Origin of the sequence: Tunturiibacter gelidiferens, from assembly GCF_013410115.1 — a bacterium.
GTDB lineage: Bacteria > Acidobacteriota > Terriglobia > Terriglobales > Acidobacteriaceae > Edaphobacter > Edaphobacter gelidiferens.
The window spans coordinates 2,004,901-2,020,301 of sequence record NZ_JACCCV010000001.1; the positions used below are offsets into that span (position 1 = coordinate 2,004,901).

18 protein-coding genes are annotated in these 15,401 nt (G+C 59.0%); 5 read left to right on the plus strand and 13 right to left on the minus strand.

The features are described from left to right. Positions 1–21: 21 nt before the first annotated feature. Positions 22–720: an FKBP-type peptidyl-prolyl cis-trans isomerase gene (locus HDF12_RS08515; RefSeq protein ID WP_221272819.1), complete on the minus strand. Its 699-nt coding sequence runs from the start codon at positions 718–720 to the stop codon at positions 22–24. A 156-nt stretch (positions 721–876) separates the two neighbouring features. On the opposite strand from HDF12_RS08515, the gene HDF12_RS08520 reads away from it, so the two are divergent. Together HDF12_RS08520 and HDF12_RS08525 are read left to right on the plus strand one after the other, a co-directional pair. After that, the gene (locus tag HDF12_RS08520) at positions 877–1,221 is read left to right on the plus strand and encodes an ArsR/SmtB family transcription factor (RefSeq protein ID WP_218892330.1); all 345 of its coding nucleotides are present in this window, start codon (positions 877–879) and stop codon (positions 1,219–1,221) included. Continuing rightward, the gene (locus HDF12_RS08525) at positions 1,193–1,690 is read left to right on the plus strand and encodes an SRPBCC family protein (RefSeq protein WP_179582085.1); all 498 of its coding nucleotides are present in this window, start codon (positions 1,193–1,195) and stop codon (positions 1,688–1,690) included. Before HDF12_RS08520 ends, HDF12_RS08525 begins: the two co-directional genes overlap by 29 nt. A gap of 277 nt (positions 1,691–1,967) precedes the next feature. Here the strand turns inward: HDF12_RS08525 and lptF are convergent, their stop codons facing one another. Then, positions 1,968–4,355: an LPS export ABC transporter permease LptF gene (gene lptF / locus HDF12_RS08530; protein ID WP_179582086.1), complete on the minus strand. Its 2,388-nt coding sequence runs from the start codon at positions 4,353–4,355 to the stop codon at positions 1,968–1,970. Between the two features lie 242 nt (positions 4,356–4,597). On the opposite strand from lptF, the gene HDF12_RS08535 reads away from it, so the two are divergent. Further along, on the plus strand, positions 4,598–5,038 hold the full coding sequence (locus HDF12_RS08535) for a response regulator (RefSeq protein WP_179582087.1): 441 nt from the start codon (positions 4,598–4,600) through the stop codon (positions 5,036–5,038). A 34-nt stretch (positions 5,039–5,072) separates the two neighbouring features. Here HDF12_RS08535 and HDF12_RS08540 read toward each other — a convergent pair whose 3' ends face one another. The 9 genes from HDF12_RS08540 to HDF12_RS08580 all read right to left on the minus strand — a co-directional run bounded on the left by HDF12_RS08540 (position 5,073) and on the right by HDF12_RS08580 (position 12,005). Then, entirely contained in the window at positions 5,073–5,600 is a 528-nt protein-coding gene (locus HDF12_RS08540; protein ID WP_179582088.1) for a GNAT family N-acetyltransferase, read from the minus strand. 112 nt (positions 5,601–5,712) lie between these two features. Next, positions 5,713–6,468, minus strand: a complete 756-nt coding sequence (locus HDF12_RS08545) for a response regulator transcription factor (protein WP_179582089.1) — start codon at positions 6,466–6,468, stop codon at positions 5,713–5,715. A gap of 45 nt (positions 6,469–6,513) precedes the next feature. Beyond that, the gene (locus tag HDF12_RS08550) at positions 6,514–7,197 is read right to left on the minus strand and encodes a MarC family protein (protein ID WP_179582090.1); all 684 of its coding nucleotides are present in this window, start codon (positions 7,195–7,197) and stop codon (positions 6,514–6,516) included. Positions 7,198–7,293: 96 nt separating this feature from the next. Next, entirely contained in the window at positions 7,294–8,220 is a 927-nt protein-coding gene (locus HDF12_RS08555) for a sensor histidine kinase (protein WP_179582091.1), read from the minus strand. Between the two features lie 28 nt (positions 8,221–8,248). Further along, positions 8,249–8,635: a DUF3037 domain-containing protein gene (locus tag HDF12_RS08560; protein ID WP_179582092.1), complete on the minus strand. Its 387-nt coding sequence runs from the start codon at positions 8,633–8,635 to the stop codon at positions 8,249–8,251. After that, a complete protein-coding gene (locus HDF12_RS22290) occupies positions 8,613–9,389 on the minus strand; it encodes a HipA family kinase (RefSeq protein WP_179582093.1) in 777 nt (258 codons plus the stop codon). Before HDF12_RS22290 ends, HDF12_RS08560 begins: the two co-directional genes overlap by 23 nt. A 74-nt stretch (positions 9,390–9,463) precedes the next feature. After that, positions 9,464–9,964: a DUF3011 domain-containing protein gene (locus tag HDF12_RS08570; protein ID WP_179582094.1), complete on the minus strand. Its 501-nt coding sequence runs from the start codon at positions 9,962–9,964 to the stop codon at positions 9,464–9,466. Between the two features lie 188 nt (positions 9,965–10,152). Further along, entirely contained in the window at positions 10,153–10,851 is a 699-nt protein-coding gene (locus HDF12_RS08575) for a DUF3011 domain-containing protein (RefSeq protein WP_179582095.1), read from the minus strand. Positions 10,852–11,015: 164 nt separating this feature from the next. Then, a complete protein-coding gene (locus tag HDF12_RS08580; RefSeq protein WP_218892332.1) occupies positions 11,016–12,005 on the minus strand; it encodes an acyl-CoA desaturase in 990 nt (329 codons plus the stop codon). A 129-nt stretch (positions 12,006–12,134) separates the two neighbouring features. Here HDF12_RS08580 and HDF12_RS08585 point away from each other — a divergent pair, with 129 nt between their 5' ends. Continuing rightward, a complete protein-coding gene (locus tag HDF12_RS08585) occupies positions 12,135–13,046 on the plus strand; it encodes a type I phosphomannose isomerase catalytic subunit (RefSeq protein ID WP_179582097.1) in 912 nt (303 codons plus the stop codon). A gap of 8 nt (positions 13,047–13,054) precedes the next feature. Further along, positions 13,055–13,618 (plus strand): DUF1697 domain-containing protein, encoded by a 564-nt coding sequence (locus tag HDF12_RS08590; RefSeq protein WP_179582099.1) that lies wholly within the window; start codon positions 13,055–13,057, stop codon positions 13,616–13,618. Between the two features lie 35 nt (positions 13,619–13,653). Here the strand turns inward: HDF12_RS08590 and HDF12_RS08595 are convergent, their stop codons facing one another. Next, positions 13,654–14,517, minus strand: coding sequence for an IclR family transcriptional regulator domain-containing protein (locus HDF12_RS08595; protein WP_179582100.1), 864 nt, complete (start codon positions 14,515–14,517; stop codon positions 13,654–13,656). A 194-nt stretch (positions 14,518–14,711) separates the two neighbouring features. Further along, positions 14,712–15,401, minus strand: coding sequence for a peroxiredoxin-like family protein (locus HDF12_RS08600; RefSeq protein WP_373563876.1), 690 nt, complete (start codon positions 15,399–15,401; stop codon positions 14,712–14,714).

Consider the following 15,401-nt stretch of genomic DNA (forward strand, 5'->3'; position numbering starts at 1 on the left):
TGTCCTTGGGATCAGATGAGGCTAGAGGGTCTCAGGATGCGGGGGAGTGGTTGATGGAGGGGTCGGGGACGTCGGGTTTGCGGGTGGCGTATCGGTTGCTGGCTTGGCCGGCGGAGTGGACGGGGTCTGCGCGGGCGGAGTGGCGGAGGGCTGCGCGGGTGTCTCGGATGGCTTCGGCGCTGCATTTGGAGGAACGGGAGCCTGCTTTGGCTGCGGTGGAGTGTCGGACATGGAGACCAGCTCGACGTCGAAGATGAGGTCTGCTTTCGCCGGGATGACGGGGGGCCGGCCGGATTCTCCGTAGGCCAGTTGGTACGGGACGAAGAGGCGGCGCTTGCCGCCGACATGCATGCCTTGAAAACCTGTGTCCCAGCCCATGATGACGCGGTGTGCGCCGTAGGGGAAGGTTATCGGTTCGCCGCCGGGGTGATCGAAGGAGGAGTCGAACTTGGTGCCGTTGGTGAGCCAGCCGGTGTAGTGGACAGTGTAGTACTTACGCTCTTCAGCGGGGCCTCCGGTGCCGATTTTGGTGTCGATATACCTGAGCGTGTAGAGAGGCTTGGGGAGTCCGACTACCTTGGGGATGTTGGGCGGCGTGGTTGCGGTCTTTGCAGCGGTGGTGTGGTGCGGGGTGGTCGTGGTTGCTTTTGGGGTGGTTTGGGCGGTGGCGACGGTTGTAAAAGCGGCCAAAAGGGTGATCGAGGGGAGCTTTGCAATCATTGTGGTTCCAGTTTAGGACGTTTGCGCTTAACAGAGGTGAACAGTATAGGATTTTCGCCTTGAGTATAAAACTATTTAATAATTTGGTTGAATAGTTTTAGTTTTTGAATTATATTCAACCACATGGTTGAATTGTCAGTTGCTTCTTTGGATTCCGTGTTTCATGCTCTTTCGGACGCTACGCGTCGCGCGATTCTGCGGGACGTGAGCCGGGAGGCCAGGACGGTGGGGCAGATTGCAGAGCCTTACAACATGTCGCTGGCGGCAGTGTCGAAGCATCTGCAGGTGCTGGAACGGGCGGATTTGATTCGGCGGGAGAAGAAGGGCAACTTTCGGATGGTGCAGTTGAATGCGGATAGTTTGCGGGCAGCGCAGGAGTGGCTTGCCTACTACGAAACATTCTGGACGGGCCAGTTGGATGCCCTCCAGAATTACCTGGAGACGGCGGAGACGCCGGGAGAGGATGTGCGGAATGGCAACTCTGGAGATGGATCAAAATAAAGTTGACAGAAGCGCTTTGAAGCTTGAGTTGACGCGGGTGATTCGGGCGAGCCGGGCACGGGTCTACGAGGCTTGGACGCGGCCGGAGATCTTGCAGAAATGGCATGCGCCGGGCGATATGAATTTTGTGAGCGCCACGCTCGATGTGCGCGAGGGGGGAACTTACGAAGTTTTATCGCAGGGGATGATGTGTGCCAAGGAGGGGATGACGGACGAAGAGAGAAAGCGTCAAGTAGCGGTTCGTGGGCAGTATTTAAGGGTGATTCCGAACGAGCTGCTGCAGTTTACGTGGAACGGAAGTTGGGCTCCAACGGAAACCTCGATGGTGACGGTGTTTCTGAGAGATGTCGAGGGCGGAACGGAGATACGGTTGCAGCATGAACAGTTCGCTACGGAGAGCTCGCGAGATGGTCATGGGATGGGCTGGGAGAGCTTGTTTGGGAAGCTGGCTACGGCGCTGGAGGGCTGATGGGAGGAACGGCGAGTGGCGGACGGGTGGGTCCGCTGCCGTCGACTGCTTTGCGACGGGTTGCTGGCGGGCGGAGCTGGTAGTGAATTTGGAGAGTTCGAGACAACAGCAGATTCCTCCGCTTCGCTGCGGAATGATAAACAAAAAAGCAATTACAAACAGAAAAGAAAAACAATTACGAACGAAGAGCAACGATGACAAACGAAGAGCGATAATGACAAGCGAAATGCAGCAACAAAAACGGGTCGAGGTGACGCCGTTTTTGTTCGAACGACGGCTACGTCGGTGTGCGCAGGAGAAGATAGGCGCCGGTGATGCCGAAGAGGAGATCGGGCGTCCAGGCGGCGAGGACTGCGGGTAGGGTGTTGACGTTGCCGAGGGATTCGAAGATGAGTGCGATGACCCAGTAGGTGATGGCGAGGCCTATGGCTGTGGCGATGCCGGTGAGGGATCCTTTCTTACCCATGGATAAAGCGAAGGGGATGGCGAGGATGGCCATGACGAGGGTGATCAGTGGGTAGGCGATTTTTTTGTTGAGCTGGACGCTGAGGCGCTTGGTGTCGAAGCCGGACTGCTTGAGGTCGGTGATGTAGCGCGAGAGTTCGGTGTAGCTCATCTCCTGCGAGGGGATGTACTCCTTCTTGAAGTAGCCGGGTTGCTCGCGGATCTCGGGGAAGGTGGCCACGGTGAAGGGTTGATAACTGGCGATGGTCTCGCCGGAGAAGGTGCGCTGCCAGCCGTTGTCGAAGACCCAGTTGTTGACTTTGGGGTCCCATTGGGCGGTTGCGGCGAAGATGCGGCGCTGGAGGGTGAAGGAAGCGGGGTCGAACTCGAAGACGGTGAGGTTGGCGAAGGTATCTTTTTCGGCGTTGAAGTACTGGTAGTAGAAGATGCGGGAGGGTTCACCGGCGTTGTTGGTCTGGCCGGAGATCCACTGGCGGTCGGGTCGCGAGAATGTCTGGGTGGGTTTGTCTTTGATGATGGAGAGGAGAGCTTCCTGGCGGCGGTTGGCGGCGGGGAGGTAGAGCTCGTCGAAGGCAAAGAGGCCAGCGGAGATGAGGATGGTAACGACCAAAACAGGGGTAATGATGCGGTAGAGGCTGATGCCGCTGGACTTCATGGCGGTGAGCTCTGAGGTTCGGCTGAGAGAGCCGAAGGTAACGAGGACCGCGACGAGTGCGCAGAGGGGCGTGATGTTGTAGAGGATGTAAGGGATGAGCGTGACGAGGTATTCGCCGACGGTGATGAGCGGCGTGCGATTTTTGAAGATTGGGCCGATGAGCTCGAAGAAGGTAAAGATGAGGAAGAGTGTGGAGAAGGAGCTGAGGACGATGGCGAAGTTGGTGGCGTACTCGCGCATGACGTAGTCGTCGAGCAGGAGAGGGAATTGAATGCGTACGATGCTGCGGAAGCGGCGGAGCAGGGTGGCGACGTCGTGATTGGAGCGAATGTTGTTGGATTCGTGGCCGTTGCTGGTGAGGCGGGTGATGAGTTTGCTGAGCCAGACGCCGATGGTAGAGACGAGGCTGAGGGCGATGCCTCCGCGGGACATTTGGTAGAGAAGGATGGCGCCGGCGGCTGCGAAGAGGAGGTTGGCTCCCCACACGCCGAGGAAGGGTGAAAGCCTGCCGGATTGCGCGAAGGCTACTCCAACGGAAGAGAGGAAGTAATAGATGAAGACGAGCAGGATAGTGAGGACGAAGCCGGTGGATTTGCCGCCGCGTTTGGAGGAGATGCCTAGCGGAACGCCGACGAGCATGAGCACCAGACAGGCGAAGGGGTAGGAGAAGCGCTTGTTGAACTCGATGCGGTAGACGGAAGATTCGTGGCCGCTGGAGGCTTTGATGGCGTTGGCGCGGCGCCAGAGGTCGGGCAGTGAGAGGGCCTGGATGGGAGTGTTGACGCGGCCCAGGTGAGCTTCTTCGGGAGCTTCGGTCTCGATGGGGACGTCGGTGCTGGTGAAGGTGGATATGTTGTATTGGTTAGGGTCGCTGGAGGAGGTGTCGTGCTGGCCGCCGTTGAGCAGATGAAGGCGGATGGTTTGGGCGTCCTGCGTGTTGGGCGCGCCGCTGACGACGACGGCTTGGTCGGCGGTGGTGATGTGGGGATCGGCTGGTTCGGTGAGGTCGGCGAGAAAGACGTGATGCCAGAGAGCGGCTCCGGCTGCGGGGCTGACGTCCTGGATGTAGAGGACGCGATCTTTGAACTCTTCGTAGAAGACGCGGGGCTGAACCTCGAAGGAGGCCTGCGAAGACTTCAAAGATTCTCCGAGGGCGATGAGGCCGGAGGCGGCGCGTGGGGCGAGATACAGCGAGTTAAAGAGGCCCAGCGCGAGGGCCACCGCGGAGACGATGGAGACGATGCGGACGAAGTCGATGGCTCCCATGCCGCTGGCGCGCATTGCGGTGATTTCGCTGTCAGCGGCCAGGCGGGAGAGGCCCAGAAGGATGCCGACCAGAACGGCCATGGGGATGGTGACGGTGAGGGCTGGAGGAAGGGTGAAGGCAATGATGCGGGCAACATCCCCCATAGTGGCGGAGTCGCGTACGACGAACTCGAGGATACGGCCGAGGTCGCGCATGAAGATGATGAAGGTAAAGAGGGCTCCGCCGAGGAGGGCGTGCGAGGTGACTTCGCGGAGAATGTACCGGGTGATGATGCGCATTTGTTTGCTGCTTAATGTGGCTGGTTTCAAGTGTATCGTGTGCGCGGTGGATTGCTGGTTGATGGGGAAGGAGTTAGGTGCTGATTCGAACTCGAGGCAACTCGGAGAGAGATTGTGCACTCCATCTTCAGAGACAAATACTGCATGGGGTGAGTTCGCGCGGCAGTTGATGCCGAGTGCGAAACTGGGAGTTTGAGACGGGATTGAAGTTAGAACCGAGATTCAGAAATGATGATTCGCCGATGTCGCTAGATATTTTTGCCTCTGAGCGTGTTGCCGCTGAGCTTTCGCCGAGCAGGATTTTGCTGGTCGATGACGATCCGGATATGCGCGCGTTGACGCGGACGTTCCTTGAACATGAAGGTTATGGGGTTTTTAGTTCGGGGGACGCGGAACGGGCAGCACAGATCTTTCGCAGCGTGCCGGAGATCGATCTGTTGGTGACGGATTTGTATATGCCCGGCAGGTCGGGCATGGAACTGGCACGCGAGTTGAAGGTGATCCGTAGTGAGTTGCCGGTACTGATGATTTCGGGTGGGATGGTGGATGGCGCGCAGAAGTTGCGGTTGGAACAGGAGGGTTGGAGCTTCCTGGCGAAGCCGTTCCGATTGCCGGAGTTGTTGAGCACAGTGCATCGGATTCTTGCGCCGATGGAGGCGCAGAGGTGGAGAGAGGCGCGTTAACGATTGCTTGCTGCCAGTCTTTCGGCGACGAGTATTAGCGCTCTTGGTTGGTGGATCGGAGTTCTTTTTCCATTAAGATGAAGTGGCACGGCAGGATGAGAACTTCAGGGCGTATGTAAGGAGCTTCGCCAACGATTTTGTAACCTTGTCTCTGATACCACGCGAGGAGTTCCGGCCTGAGATCGATAACGGAGATCTCGATGAGACGGCAGTCGTGGTCGCGACAGAGTTGCTCGCCTGCCTTCATCAACTCTCTGCCGGTTCCCATGCTTTGCCAGCCGGGATCGACGGCAACCATGCCAATATAGCCGTGGCCGTTATCGCGCAGCTCGATGTATATCAAACCGAGCAATCCATCTCCATCTTCCTTGAGGAGAAAGGTGCCTTTCTGAAGATATTCCGCGACCTGTTCAGCGTTGGTTCGTTCGGTGCGCTTGAAATAGTTGTCGCGGGCGAAGGCGCGATTGATGAAGGGCACCAGTCGACCAGTGTCTTCAGGCGTGGCCGTCCTAAGTTGAGTGGCGAGGTCTGACCCGAGTGCCGGTGTCGATGTATGGGACAAGGTTATGTGTTTTCCTTCGATCGATGATGGAACAGGTCAGGAATGCTCAATGGCTCCCTCAAATTCGATAGCCACGTTGTTGATGCCAAGACTTCCTTAATTATAAATACGCCTAGGGATTGGCGAGGAAGCGGTAGCCGACGCCGCGGACGGTGACGAGGTGTTGGGGATCGGCGGGATCGTCTTCGATGTAGCGGCGGAGTCGGACGATAAAGTTGTCGATGGCACGGGTGTCCGTGTCTTCGTGGACTCGCCAGACGTCTTCAAGAATGGCTGATCGCGAGACGATCTGGCCTTCTCGCTCGGTGAGATAGCGGAGAAGATCGGCCTCCATCAGGGTGAGGTGGGTGATGCGATTGGGTGCGATGAGTTCCAGGGTGTCGAATCGGATGGTGCGGTGATTGAAGGCGTATTCGTCGGTCTGATCCACGATGGCGGGTGGTGGAGTCTCCGGAGTTGCTGCGTTTTGCCAGGCAGTCCGGCGCAGGAGTGATTTGAGCCGTACGAGAAGGATGTTGAGGTCGAACGGCTTGGCGAGGTAGTCGTCGGCGCCGGCCTCGATGCCTTCGAGAACCTCTTCGGGGCGGGAGCGGGCGGTGAGCATGAGGACGGGAGTGTAGTGATGGGCTTCGCGTAGTGCGCGGACGATGGTGAAGCCATCAGCGCCGGGGAGCATGCCGTCAAGGATGATGGCGGCGATGTGTTCTTCGGGAGTGTGTTTTTCGGCGAGAAGATAGGCGAGGGCGGCGTCGCCGTCGGATTCATGATGAGTGCGATAGCCTTCGGCTTGAAGGTTGAAGAGGAGGCCCTGGGCGAGATGCTCCTCGTCTTCCACAAGAACGATGAGTGGGGCGGTGGGTTCAGTCATGGCTTTTCGGTCCGGATCTTCTGTGCTATTTTGTAACTTTAGACGTTACGATTTCTTCAAAAGCTCGGTGAACAGACCGCTGAGGCCGTTCCATGCTATCTGAACTCCTATGCAGAGCAGAATGAAGGCCACGACGCGAAGGATGCCGTGCGCGGTCGCGGGCGAGATGGTGCGGGCGATTTTGGGAGCATAGGCGTAACACAGATAGATAAGAGCGCTGAGCACGATGACGGCGATGAAGAGGCCTAGATGGGCGAGGACTTTGTCTTCGAGGGTGGTCTGTTCCGTGTGCACGCTGAGGGTGAGCATAACTACGATACAGCCAGGGCCGGCGGTGATCGGGAAGGTGAAGGGATAGAAGGCTTTTTGTCGAAGGCTGTCGATCTCTGCGGGTGTGACGGCAGGGGCGGCGGCTGACGTCTTCTCGGGGTTGGGGGTGCTGTCGGGTTGATTCAGGAGCGCCCAGGCGATCATGGCGATGACGATGCCTCCCGAGACTTGAACGATGGGAAGCGAAATGCCGAAGAAGCCGAGAAGATAAGAACCGATGAGTTCGATAACGGCGAAAAAGATTACGGTGTTGATTGCGATGCGGCGGGCGAGGCCACGATAGATGTCGATGGGTGCAGCGCCGACGAGACCAAGGAAGATCAGCGCGGAGCCGAGGGGGTTGATGAGCGGCAGAAGCGCGCTGAATCCAAGGGCGAAGTATTTCCAGAGCAGAAGCATGGAGATCACGAAGTCGATTGAGATTAGCTACAAGCTTTGATGTGATTGTACGTCTCGTATTCTTTAAGGAGTCCTTGAAGGAGAGTACAAGATTGCCTAGTTGTTGACCGCTGAAGAGGCTGGCGCGGCGAGCGGAAGGGTGATGGAGATGGTGGTGCCGAGGCCAGGACCGGGGCTGATGGCGGTTGCCTCGCCGCCGTGTTGACGGGCGATGTTACGAACGAGAAAGAGGCCGAGGCCTGTGCCTTTGATCTTGGCCATGGCCCTACCGGGGACTCGGTAGAAGCGTGTGAAGATGCGTTTGAACTGGTTGGCGGGCAGACCGACGCCGGTGTCGGTGACCCGGAGGGCGACCCAGGTGTAGTTGGATATGGAGAGCGAGCAGCGGATGTGAACTCCTTCAGGGGAGTATTTGACGGCGTTATCGAGAACGTTGAGGACGGCGGTGCGAAGATCTTCGGCGATGCCCTGGGTATAGAGGCGGACGACGCCCGAAATCGGTTCGAGGACGATGCTTTCGGCAGGAAGGTGGTGCCGCTGGAGGGTGATGGCGATGCAGTCGGAGACGAGGGATTGCATGTCGATGAGGGTGCGGTTTTGTTGACGGTGGCGCTGCCCGAGCTGGCCAGCTTTGAGGACCTGCTCCACGGTGGCCAGGAGACGGTCGGAGTCAGAGAGCATGATCTTGTAGAACTCCTGGCGCTGGGACTCCTCGACGGGGCGCCGCTGGAGGGTTTCGAGGTAGAGGCGGATGCTGGCGATAGGGGTTTTGAGCTCGTGGGTGACGGCGTTGAGGAAGGAGTCCTGGCGTTCGTTGCGGCGGATCTCGCGGACGAGGAAGACGGTGTTGAGGACGACGCCGGCGATAAGGGCTGCGAAGAGAATGACGCCGAGGACGGCGATGGCGACGGTGCGCTCGTTGAGAACGATCCAGGTGATATTGAGGGTGATGGCGAGGCCGACGGTTAGGACGCCCAGGGTGATGAAGGTTGCGATGGCTCCGCGGCGTCGGGTGATGTTCATGGCTTGCTGGAAGTATAGCGGGGGAGGTTTAGAGAAGGAGATAACGTCGGGCGAGATTGTCCATGAGGTCTGCCGGGGCGTCGCAGAGACCTGTGTGGACGGGCGAGACCTGGATGATGGTGCTGCGAGGAGAGACGAGCCAGTGGAAACGTTCGCGTTGGCTCAGTTGCGAGATGGGGCCGCCAGCGGGGTCTGCGGCGCAGATTCTAGGGAAGGCCTCAAGGTGGTTGCGAACCAGATCGAGATCGATCTCGGGCCAGAGGGTGCGGAGGCGTTGATTGTCGATGTGGATGCGGGCTTCAAGGAAGCGTTGCTGCAGGCAGAAGACGACAACGCCCGCGTTGACGAACTCTTCGCGCTCGACGCGGGGAACGACGCGAACGACCGCATAGTCAAATGAGATGGGCGCGAGCACGGATGGCCTCCTGGGTGAAGATGGGGGATGCAGCCAGCCGCCGGGTGAGGAGATCGAGATAGGCTGCGCGTGCCTCGGCGGGAGTGGGATGGCTGGACTGAAGCCACTCGTCGGGAATCTGCGCGAGGATCTCGGTGAGAACCTGGCGGTTGAGGCGGCTGGATGCATGCACGGCAGCTTGTTCCAGATCTGTGGCCCAGGGCAGAAGGATGTGGTTGCGGACGTCGGAGAAGGGAGAGTCGGCGAGGCGGCTGGCGTCGGGCCAATTGTGGTGAAAGTAGAGTGCCGCGCCGTGATCGATAAAGTAGAGCTGGGTGTGCCAGTTGAGGAGATTGGCATTGCGCGGGGTGCGGTCGACGTTGAGGGTGAAGGCGTCGAACCAGACGGCGAGTGAGGCGGTGTGCGGGTCGGCTTTGTCGCCGGCTGCCCGGTCGAACATGGAGGAGCCGGGCAGATAGTCGAGGGCGAGGTTGAGCCCGGAGCTGGCGCGAAGGAGGTCGCGGATCTCTTGGTCGGGTTCGTTGCGTCCTAGCGCGGGGTCCACTTGGGCGAAGACAAGTTCAGGAACGTTGAGGCCGAGGGTGCGGCCGATTTCGCCGGCGACGAGTTCGGCGACGAGGGCGAGAGGACCCTGGCCCGCGCCGCGGAATTTGACGACGTAGAGGCCAAGGTCGTCGGCCTCGATAATTGCGGGAAGAGAGCCGCCTTCACGAAGAGGAGTGACGTACTGGGTGGCGCGGATGGTACGAAGCATTGGTGCTTAGTGTAGCTGGACGGTAGTCATCTTGGAGCAGGTGACTACCGTCGAGTTCGGCGATCAACAGGCGATCAATAGCGGACGCGGAAGTCGGCGCGACAGCCGCGGTCGACCCAGAGGCCGCGACGGTCGAGGCCCCAGGTGCTGTCTCGGACACAGGGGGAGCCGCTGATCTGTCGATTTAGTCGGACGTCACGACTAGGCCCGATGTCGCACCAGTTTCGCCTGCCATCATTCGAAGAGCAGGTGACGATGCGGGCTGGTGGTGGCGGTGGTGGGCCTCCCCGGCCGACGATAAACTCTGCGCGGCATCCGCGGTCGACCCAAAGGCCGCGACGATCTACGCCCCAGGTGCTGTCACGAACACAGGGAGAGCCGCTGATCTGTCGCGCCATGCGGACATCGCGAGAGGGGCCGATATCGCACCAGTTTCTGCGGCCATCGTTGGAGGAGCAGGTGATCCTTGGTGGCGGGCCGCCGTAACCAGGTTGTGCTGTCGCGGATGTGGTTACGACGGAGGTGCCGGCGATAAGCAGGGTGGATATCAGTAGGAGTTTGATTGTGCGCGTCATCTTTCCTCTTTCGAGTTGAAGATTGCCACTGATGTTGAAACGTGCGGTTCCGGATGAGGATAGCGCGGAGTGGAATGCTTGTCGAGATTGGATGAAGAGATTTAGAAGACTGTCAGTCCTTTCGGAGGACGGGTTTTTTGGTTGCTGATGTTCGGTCAGAGACATGGTGCGAAGTATTGATGCTCGTGCTAGCGAGCCTGGAAGTCGGCACGGCAGCCCTGGTCTACCCACAGGCCGCGATTGTTGACGTTCCAGGTCTGGCCGCGAACGCAGGGAGATCCGCTGATCTGCCGGATGAGCCGGACTTCGGTTCGGGGACCTATGTCGCACCAATTTCTGTCTCCGTTATTGGAGGAGCAGGTGACAGTGATGGGAGGAGGTGGTGGTGGTCCTGTGCGAACGAGGAAGTCGGCGCGGCATCCGCGGTCGACCCAGAGGCCGCGTTGATCGATGCCCCAGGTGTCGTCCTGGATACAGGGGGAGCCACTGATCTGTCGCGCCATGCGGACATCGCGAGCGGGGCCGATATCGCACCAGTTTCTGCGGCCATCGTTGGAGGAGCAGGTGATGGTAATGGGAGGAGGAGGTGGTTCGCTGCGGCCGAGGATGAACTCTGCGCGGCATCCGCGGTCAACCCACAGGCCGCGGCGGTCGACGCCCCAGGTGTCGTCCTGGACGCAGGGGGAGCCGCTGATCTGTCGGACCATGCGGACCTCGCGATCGCGAGTCGGTCCGATATCGCACCAGTTTCTGTGGCCATCGTCGGAGGAGCAGGTAATTCTCGGGGGACCGCCGTAATCAGGTTGCGCCGCTGCGGTTGCGGGTAGGGCGCAGAAGCCGGCGATGAGAGTCGTGGCTGTGAGGAGGAGCTTGATTGTGCGCGTCATCTTTCCTCTTTCAAGTCGGCGATTGCAACTAAGGGCCCTTGAAGCGTTTGCGATTCCGGATGAGGATAGTGCGGAGTTGGATGCTTGTCGATATTGGATGCAGAAATAAGAATGGCCGCCACCCTTTTTGGATGACGGCCTTTTCTTTTTTTGTGAACGGTGGACTAGATGACGCCCGCTGGTTTGGGATTCTTCGGATCGAATTTGGCGATCTGGATCTTGTCTGCGAGACCGACTTTGCTGAGAACCCAGATGCAGTAGTAGTTGATGTCGAACTCATACCATTCGAGACCGTGGCGCGCGCTGACGGGATGGGCGTGGTGGTTGTTATGCCAGCCTTCGCCTCCGGTTAACATGGCGACCCACCAGTTGTTGCGGGAGTCGTCCTTGGTCTCGAAGCGGCGCTTGCCCCAGAGGTGGGTGGCGGAGTTGACGAGCCAGGTGGCGTGGAGACCGATGGTGACGCGTAGGAAGGTTCCCCAGAGGACCATGCCGAGAGCGCCTACAAAGTGGTGACCTGCAGGTGCGAGAGCTGCGCCGAGCGCTACCTGGAGAAGCCCGGTGACGACGAGGGGCACGTAGTGGTATTTGCTGAGCCAGACGTGGACCGGGTCTTTGGTGAGGTCGGGAGCGTAGCGGCCGAGGAGGGCGGTTTCGGAGTGGAGGGCGCGACCGGAGAGGATCCAGCCGGCGTGAGCCCACCAGGTGCCGTCATGCGGTGTGTGCGGATCGCCTTCCTGGTCGGAGTTCTGATGGTGGACACGGTGGGTGGCTACCCAGAAGATCGGGCCACCCTCGAGCGCGAGGCAGCCGCACATGGTGACGAAGTACTCGACCCACTTGGGAACTTTGTAGCCGCGATGGGTCAACAGGCGGTGATAGGCGACGCCGATGCCGACGTTGATCGCGAAGAAGTACATGACGAAAAAGACGGCTAGATTTTTCCAGGAGAAGAAGAAGAAAGAGGCGATGGCTCCAACGTGGAAGAGTCCCATGGCGATCGTGGTGATCCAGTTGATGCGGCCTTCCTGGTGCTCGCGGCCCATTCGCAGATCCTGCTTGATCTTCTGGGTAACTTCGGCGACGGCCGGAACGACGGCGGCGAGCTTGGGTGCTTTTACCTGGGCTTCTTCGATGGTGGTGATGGGGGTCATATATGTATCGCTGTCCTTGTGTTTCGGGTACCGATGAACTGCTAATACTGACGCTATCAGGGGCGAAGGGAGACGTGGTGTAAGACTTTTGTAATGCCACCCAAAGGTGGGAGTTGATAGGCTTGAAGTATGACGATTGGGACCAAAGTTGCACCGTTTAGCCTGAAGCCGTGGTTTAGCGAAAGAGTATGGGGAAAGAGCGATCTGAAGCCTTGGTATGAAGAGACTGGAACGACCGAGTTGGTGGGGGAGGCCTGGCTGACCGGGCCGCAGTGTCTGGTGGAGAGTGGACCGTATACGGGGCAGACGCTGGCTTCCGTTGCGGAGAAGATGGGTGGCGAGTTTCCGCTGCTTGTCAAGATTCTGTTTCCGGCGGATAAGCTTTCGGTGCAGGTGCATCCGGATGATGCGCAGGCGACGGCTATGGGCGAGACGCGGGGAAAGACCGAATGCTGGTATGTGCTGGAGGCGGAGCCGGGTGCGACGGTCGCACTCGGGTTGAAGCCGGGTGTGGGTGCGAAGGAGGTTGCGGCTTCTGTGGAGAGCGGGACGATGGAACTGCTGCTGGAGCATGTTCCGGTGTCAGTGGGGGACATGCTGTTTGTGGATGCTGGGACTGTACATGCGATCGGACCTGGGGTGGTGCTGCTGGAGACGCAACAGACGAGCGATGTGACGTATCGGCTATATGACTACGGACGGCCGCGGGAACTGCATCTGGAGAAGGGCCTGCAGGTGATGAAGTCTAAGACAGAGGCGGGCAAGGTTGCGCCGCGGAAGATGGACGGATTTACGAGATTGATTGAGCAGAAGTATTTTGTCGTTGATCGATTTGAGATCTCTTCGAGGAGTGAAAGAACGGTTTCTTTTGCGGGAGCGGGATGTCTTGTCGGGTTGACGGGTAGTGGAGTGGTCAGGACTCCTGATGGAGAGTTAGCGTTGACTCCCGGGAGGGCCGTGGTAGTGCCGCGGGGAGATGGTGACGTTGTTGTTGAGACGAAGGCTGGAGTTTCGTTTGTGCGGTGTGTGGCTCCAGTTTAGAGGAGTGCATGATGAAGGATCGAGTCGCCGAGACGCCTTTGAGATATGTCGCTTTGATGCGTGGCATAAATGTTGGCGGTAAGAACATGTTGCCGATGAAAGATCTTGTGGGGTTCTTTGAAGCGGCTGGATGTGGGCAGGTCGCGACATACATCCAGAGCGGGAATGTCGTCTTCTGCGCCGACGACAAAGTGGTGAAGCGATTGGAGACGGTGATTGCGATGAAGGTTGAGGAGCGGTTTGGGTTGAAGGTGCCGGTGGTGTTGCGGACGGCTTCGGAGATGAAGGCAGTGGTTCGGGGAAATCCGTTTTTGAAGGCGGGAGCTGCGGAAGAGATGCTGCATGTTTCTTTCCTCGCGGATTGTCCAGGAAAGAATTTAGTGGCGGGGCTGGATGCAATGCGATCACCGCCGGACGAGTTTGCAGTGATTGGGAGAGAGATCTACATGAAGCTGGTGAATGGGGCGGCGAGGACGAAGCTGACAAATGCTTATTTTGACTCGAAGCTGCAAACCGTGAGCACGATGCGGAACTGGCGGACGGTTTTGAAACTCGCCGAGATGATGGCATGAGATGCGATTCTCATTCGACTGAATTTTGGTGACGATTAGTTGAGGAAAGCGCTTAGCTCGTTGGCGGCGTTGCGAAGGTGATTGAGGAATCGGCTTTGCATCTCGAGGACGGAGAGACGAGGCGCGTTGCCGCTGAGATTCAGCGTGGCGACGACTCGGCCTGAGGCGGCATAGACGGGCACGGCGAGGGAGCGGAGGCCGACCTCGTACTCTTGATCGACGAGGGCGTAGCCGTTGCGACGTACGTTGCGCAGAGCGAGGCGGAGCTTTTCGACTGAGATGATGGTGCGAGTGGTGTGAGGAGTGAGCACGGCTTTGGCGAGATACTGCTCGAGCTGCTCGGTGGGGAGATAGGCGAGAAGGACGCGACCCATGCTGGTGCAGTAAGCGGGGAGCCGGCTGCCAATGTGGAGGTCGACGGCCATGACGCGGCTGACTTGAGTGCGGGCGATATAGACGATGTCTTCGCCGTCGAGGGTGGCGACGGAAAAGGACTCGCGGAGAGCGGCGGACATGCGTTCGAGGATGGGCTGCGCGGCAGTGGAGAGGGTGTTCGAGGTGGTGTAAGTCTGGGAGAGGGTGAGCATGCGCGGACGAAGGGAGTAGCGCGAGCCGTCTTCCGCGCCGGCAAACCCTAGCTTGGTGAGCGTGTAGAGGCAGCGGCGGACTGCTGCGCGAGAGAGGCCGGTCTTCACACTAAGTTGCGAAATGGTCATCTGCGGGGATTGCTGGGTGAATGCCTGGATGACAATAAGACCGCGAGCGAGCGAGGTCATGAAGTTGGGATCGCCGGTGAAGATGTCGAGAGAGGATGCGGGGGTGGGTTTGGGAGCAGGAGGTGGAGCGGGCGGGAGGGAGGTTTCGGATAATGTGAGGGGTTGGCGGGGGGTGAGGCTCATGCGGGTCCTTTTCCGTGACGTTGTCGAACAAGACTGTTCGATAGACGGACTATCACTACGATAAACGCACGCTTAGGATATCGCAAGATCTCGCCATGATCGGGCTTCAATATTGCGGGAAGATTGGAAGTCTCTAGAGGAATCAGCGACACGTCCGTCGGCGGAAAGCTGGCTATCGTGGGGTGTGAGCTGTTTTATCTCTGGTCGAGAGTTGCAAGGATGTCGGCAGGTTCAGGGCGGACACGGAAGTCGGCGTGGCCTTCGGCGAAGACGATGGTGTTGGTCCGGTCGATCACGAAGACGGCGGGGAGCGGGAGGCGCCAGCTGGCTTCGGTGGCGTTGTGATAGCTGAGGCCTGCGTTGTTGAAAGGGATATTGATGAGGATGGACTGGTAGTAGCTGCGGAGGGCTTGCGGGATGGTGTGGGCTATCCCAAATTTGTCTGCGATCGTAGCGCCGGGGTCGGAGAGGAGGGGGTATTGCAGGCCATGCTGCTCGAGGGTGAAGTTATTTTGGCGAGTAGTTTGCGGGGAGATGGCGACGAAGATGGCGCCGTGTCTGCGGAGGTCGGTGTGCAGCTCGCGCCAGGCTTCGAGTTCTGTGACGCAGTAGGGATCCCAGCGCCCACGAAAGAATTTGATGACGAGGGGTCCGAGGGCCAGCAGATCGGCAGAGCTGACGGACTTGTGGGTGAGGGCGTCTTCGAGTGTGAAGGCCGGAGCTTGCGCCCCGGCTTTGAGGGTACGGTCTTCAATGCCGGTGTTGAAGAGGTCTTCGGTCGCTTTTTCGGAGATGGCGAGACGCTCGGGCTGGACTAGAGCACGAGTGTTTTGCGTGATGCGGTCCAGTTGATCCTGAAGCGAGATGTTGAGAGCAGCGGCCAC

Coding starts and splice junctions, on each gene's coding strand:
- HDF12_RS08515 (WP_221272819.1), bottom strand. CDS start 720: ATGATTGCAAAGCTCCCCTCGATCACCCTTTTGGCCGCTTTTACAACC.
- HDF12_RS08525 (WP_179582085.1), top strand. CDS start 1,193: ATGGCAACTCTGGAGATGGATCAAAATAAAGTTGACAGAAGCGCTTTG.
- lptF (WP_179582086.1), bottom strand. CDS start 4,355: ATGCGCATCATCACCCGGTACATTCTCCGCGAAGTCACCTCGCACGCC.
- HDF12_RS08535 (WP_179582087.1), top strand. CDS start 4,598: ATGTCGCTAGATATTTTTGCCTCTGAGCGTGTTGCCGCTGAGCTTTCG.
- HDF12_RS08545 (WP_179582089.1), bottom strand. CDS start 6,468: ATGACTGAACCCACCGCCCCACTCATCGTTCTTGTGGAAGACGAGGAG.
- HDF12_RS08550 (WP_179582090.1), bottom strand. CDS start 7,197: ATGCTTCTGCTCTGGAAATACTTCGCCCTTGGATTCAGCGCGCTTCTG.
- HDF12_RS08555 (WP_179582091.1), bottom strand. CDS start 8,220: ATGAACATCACCCGACGCCGCGGAGCCATCGCAACCTTCATCACCCTG.
- HDF12_RS22290 (WP_179582093.1), bottom strand. CDS start 9,389: ATGCTTCGTACCATCCGCGCCACCCAGTACGTCACTCCTCTTCGTGAA.
- HDF12_RS08570 (WP_179582094.1), bottom strand. CDS start 9,964: ATGACGCGCACAATCAAACTCCTACTGATATCCACCCTGCTTATCGCC.
- HDF12_RS08575 (WP_179582095.1), bottom strand. CDS start 10,851: ATGACGCGCACAATCAAGCTCCTCCTCACAGCCACGACTCTCATCGCC.
- HDF12_RS08580 (WP_218892332.1), bottom strand. CDS start 12,005: ATGACCCCCATCACCACCATCGAAGAAGCCCAGGTAAAAGCACCCAAG.
- HDF12_RS08585 (WP_179582097.1), top strand. CDS start 12,135: ATGACGATTGGGACCAAAGTTGCACCGTTTAGCCTGAAGCCGTGGTTT.
- HDF12_RS08590 (WP_179582099.1), top strand. CDS start 13,055: ATGATGAAGGATCGAGTCGCCGAGACGCCTTTGAGATATGTCGCTTTG.
- HDF12_RS08595 (WP_179582100.1), bottom strand. CDS start 14,517: ATGAGCCTCACCCCCCGCCAACCCCTCACATTATCCGAAACCTCCCTC.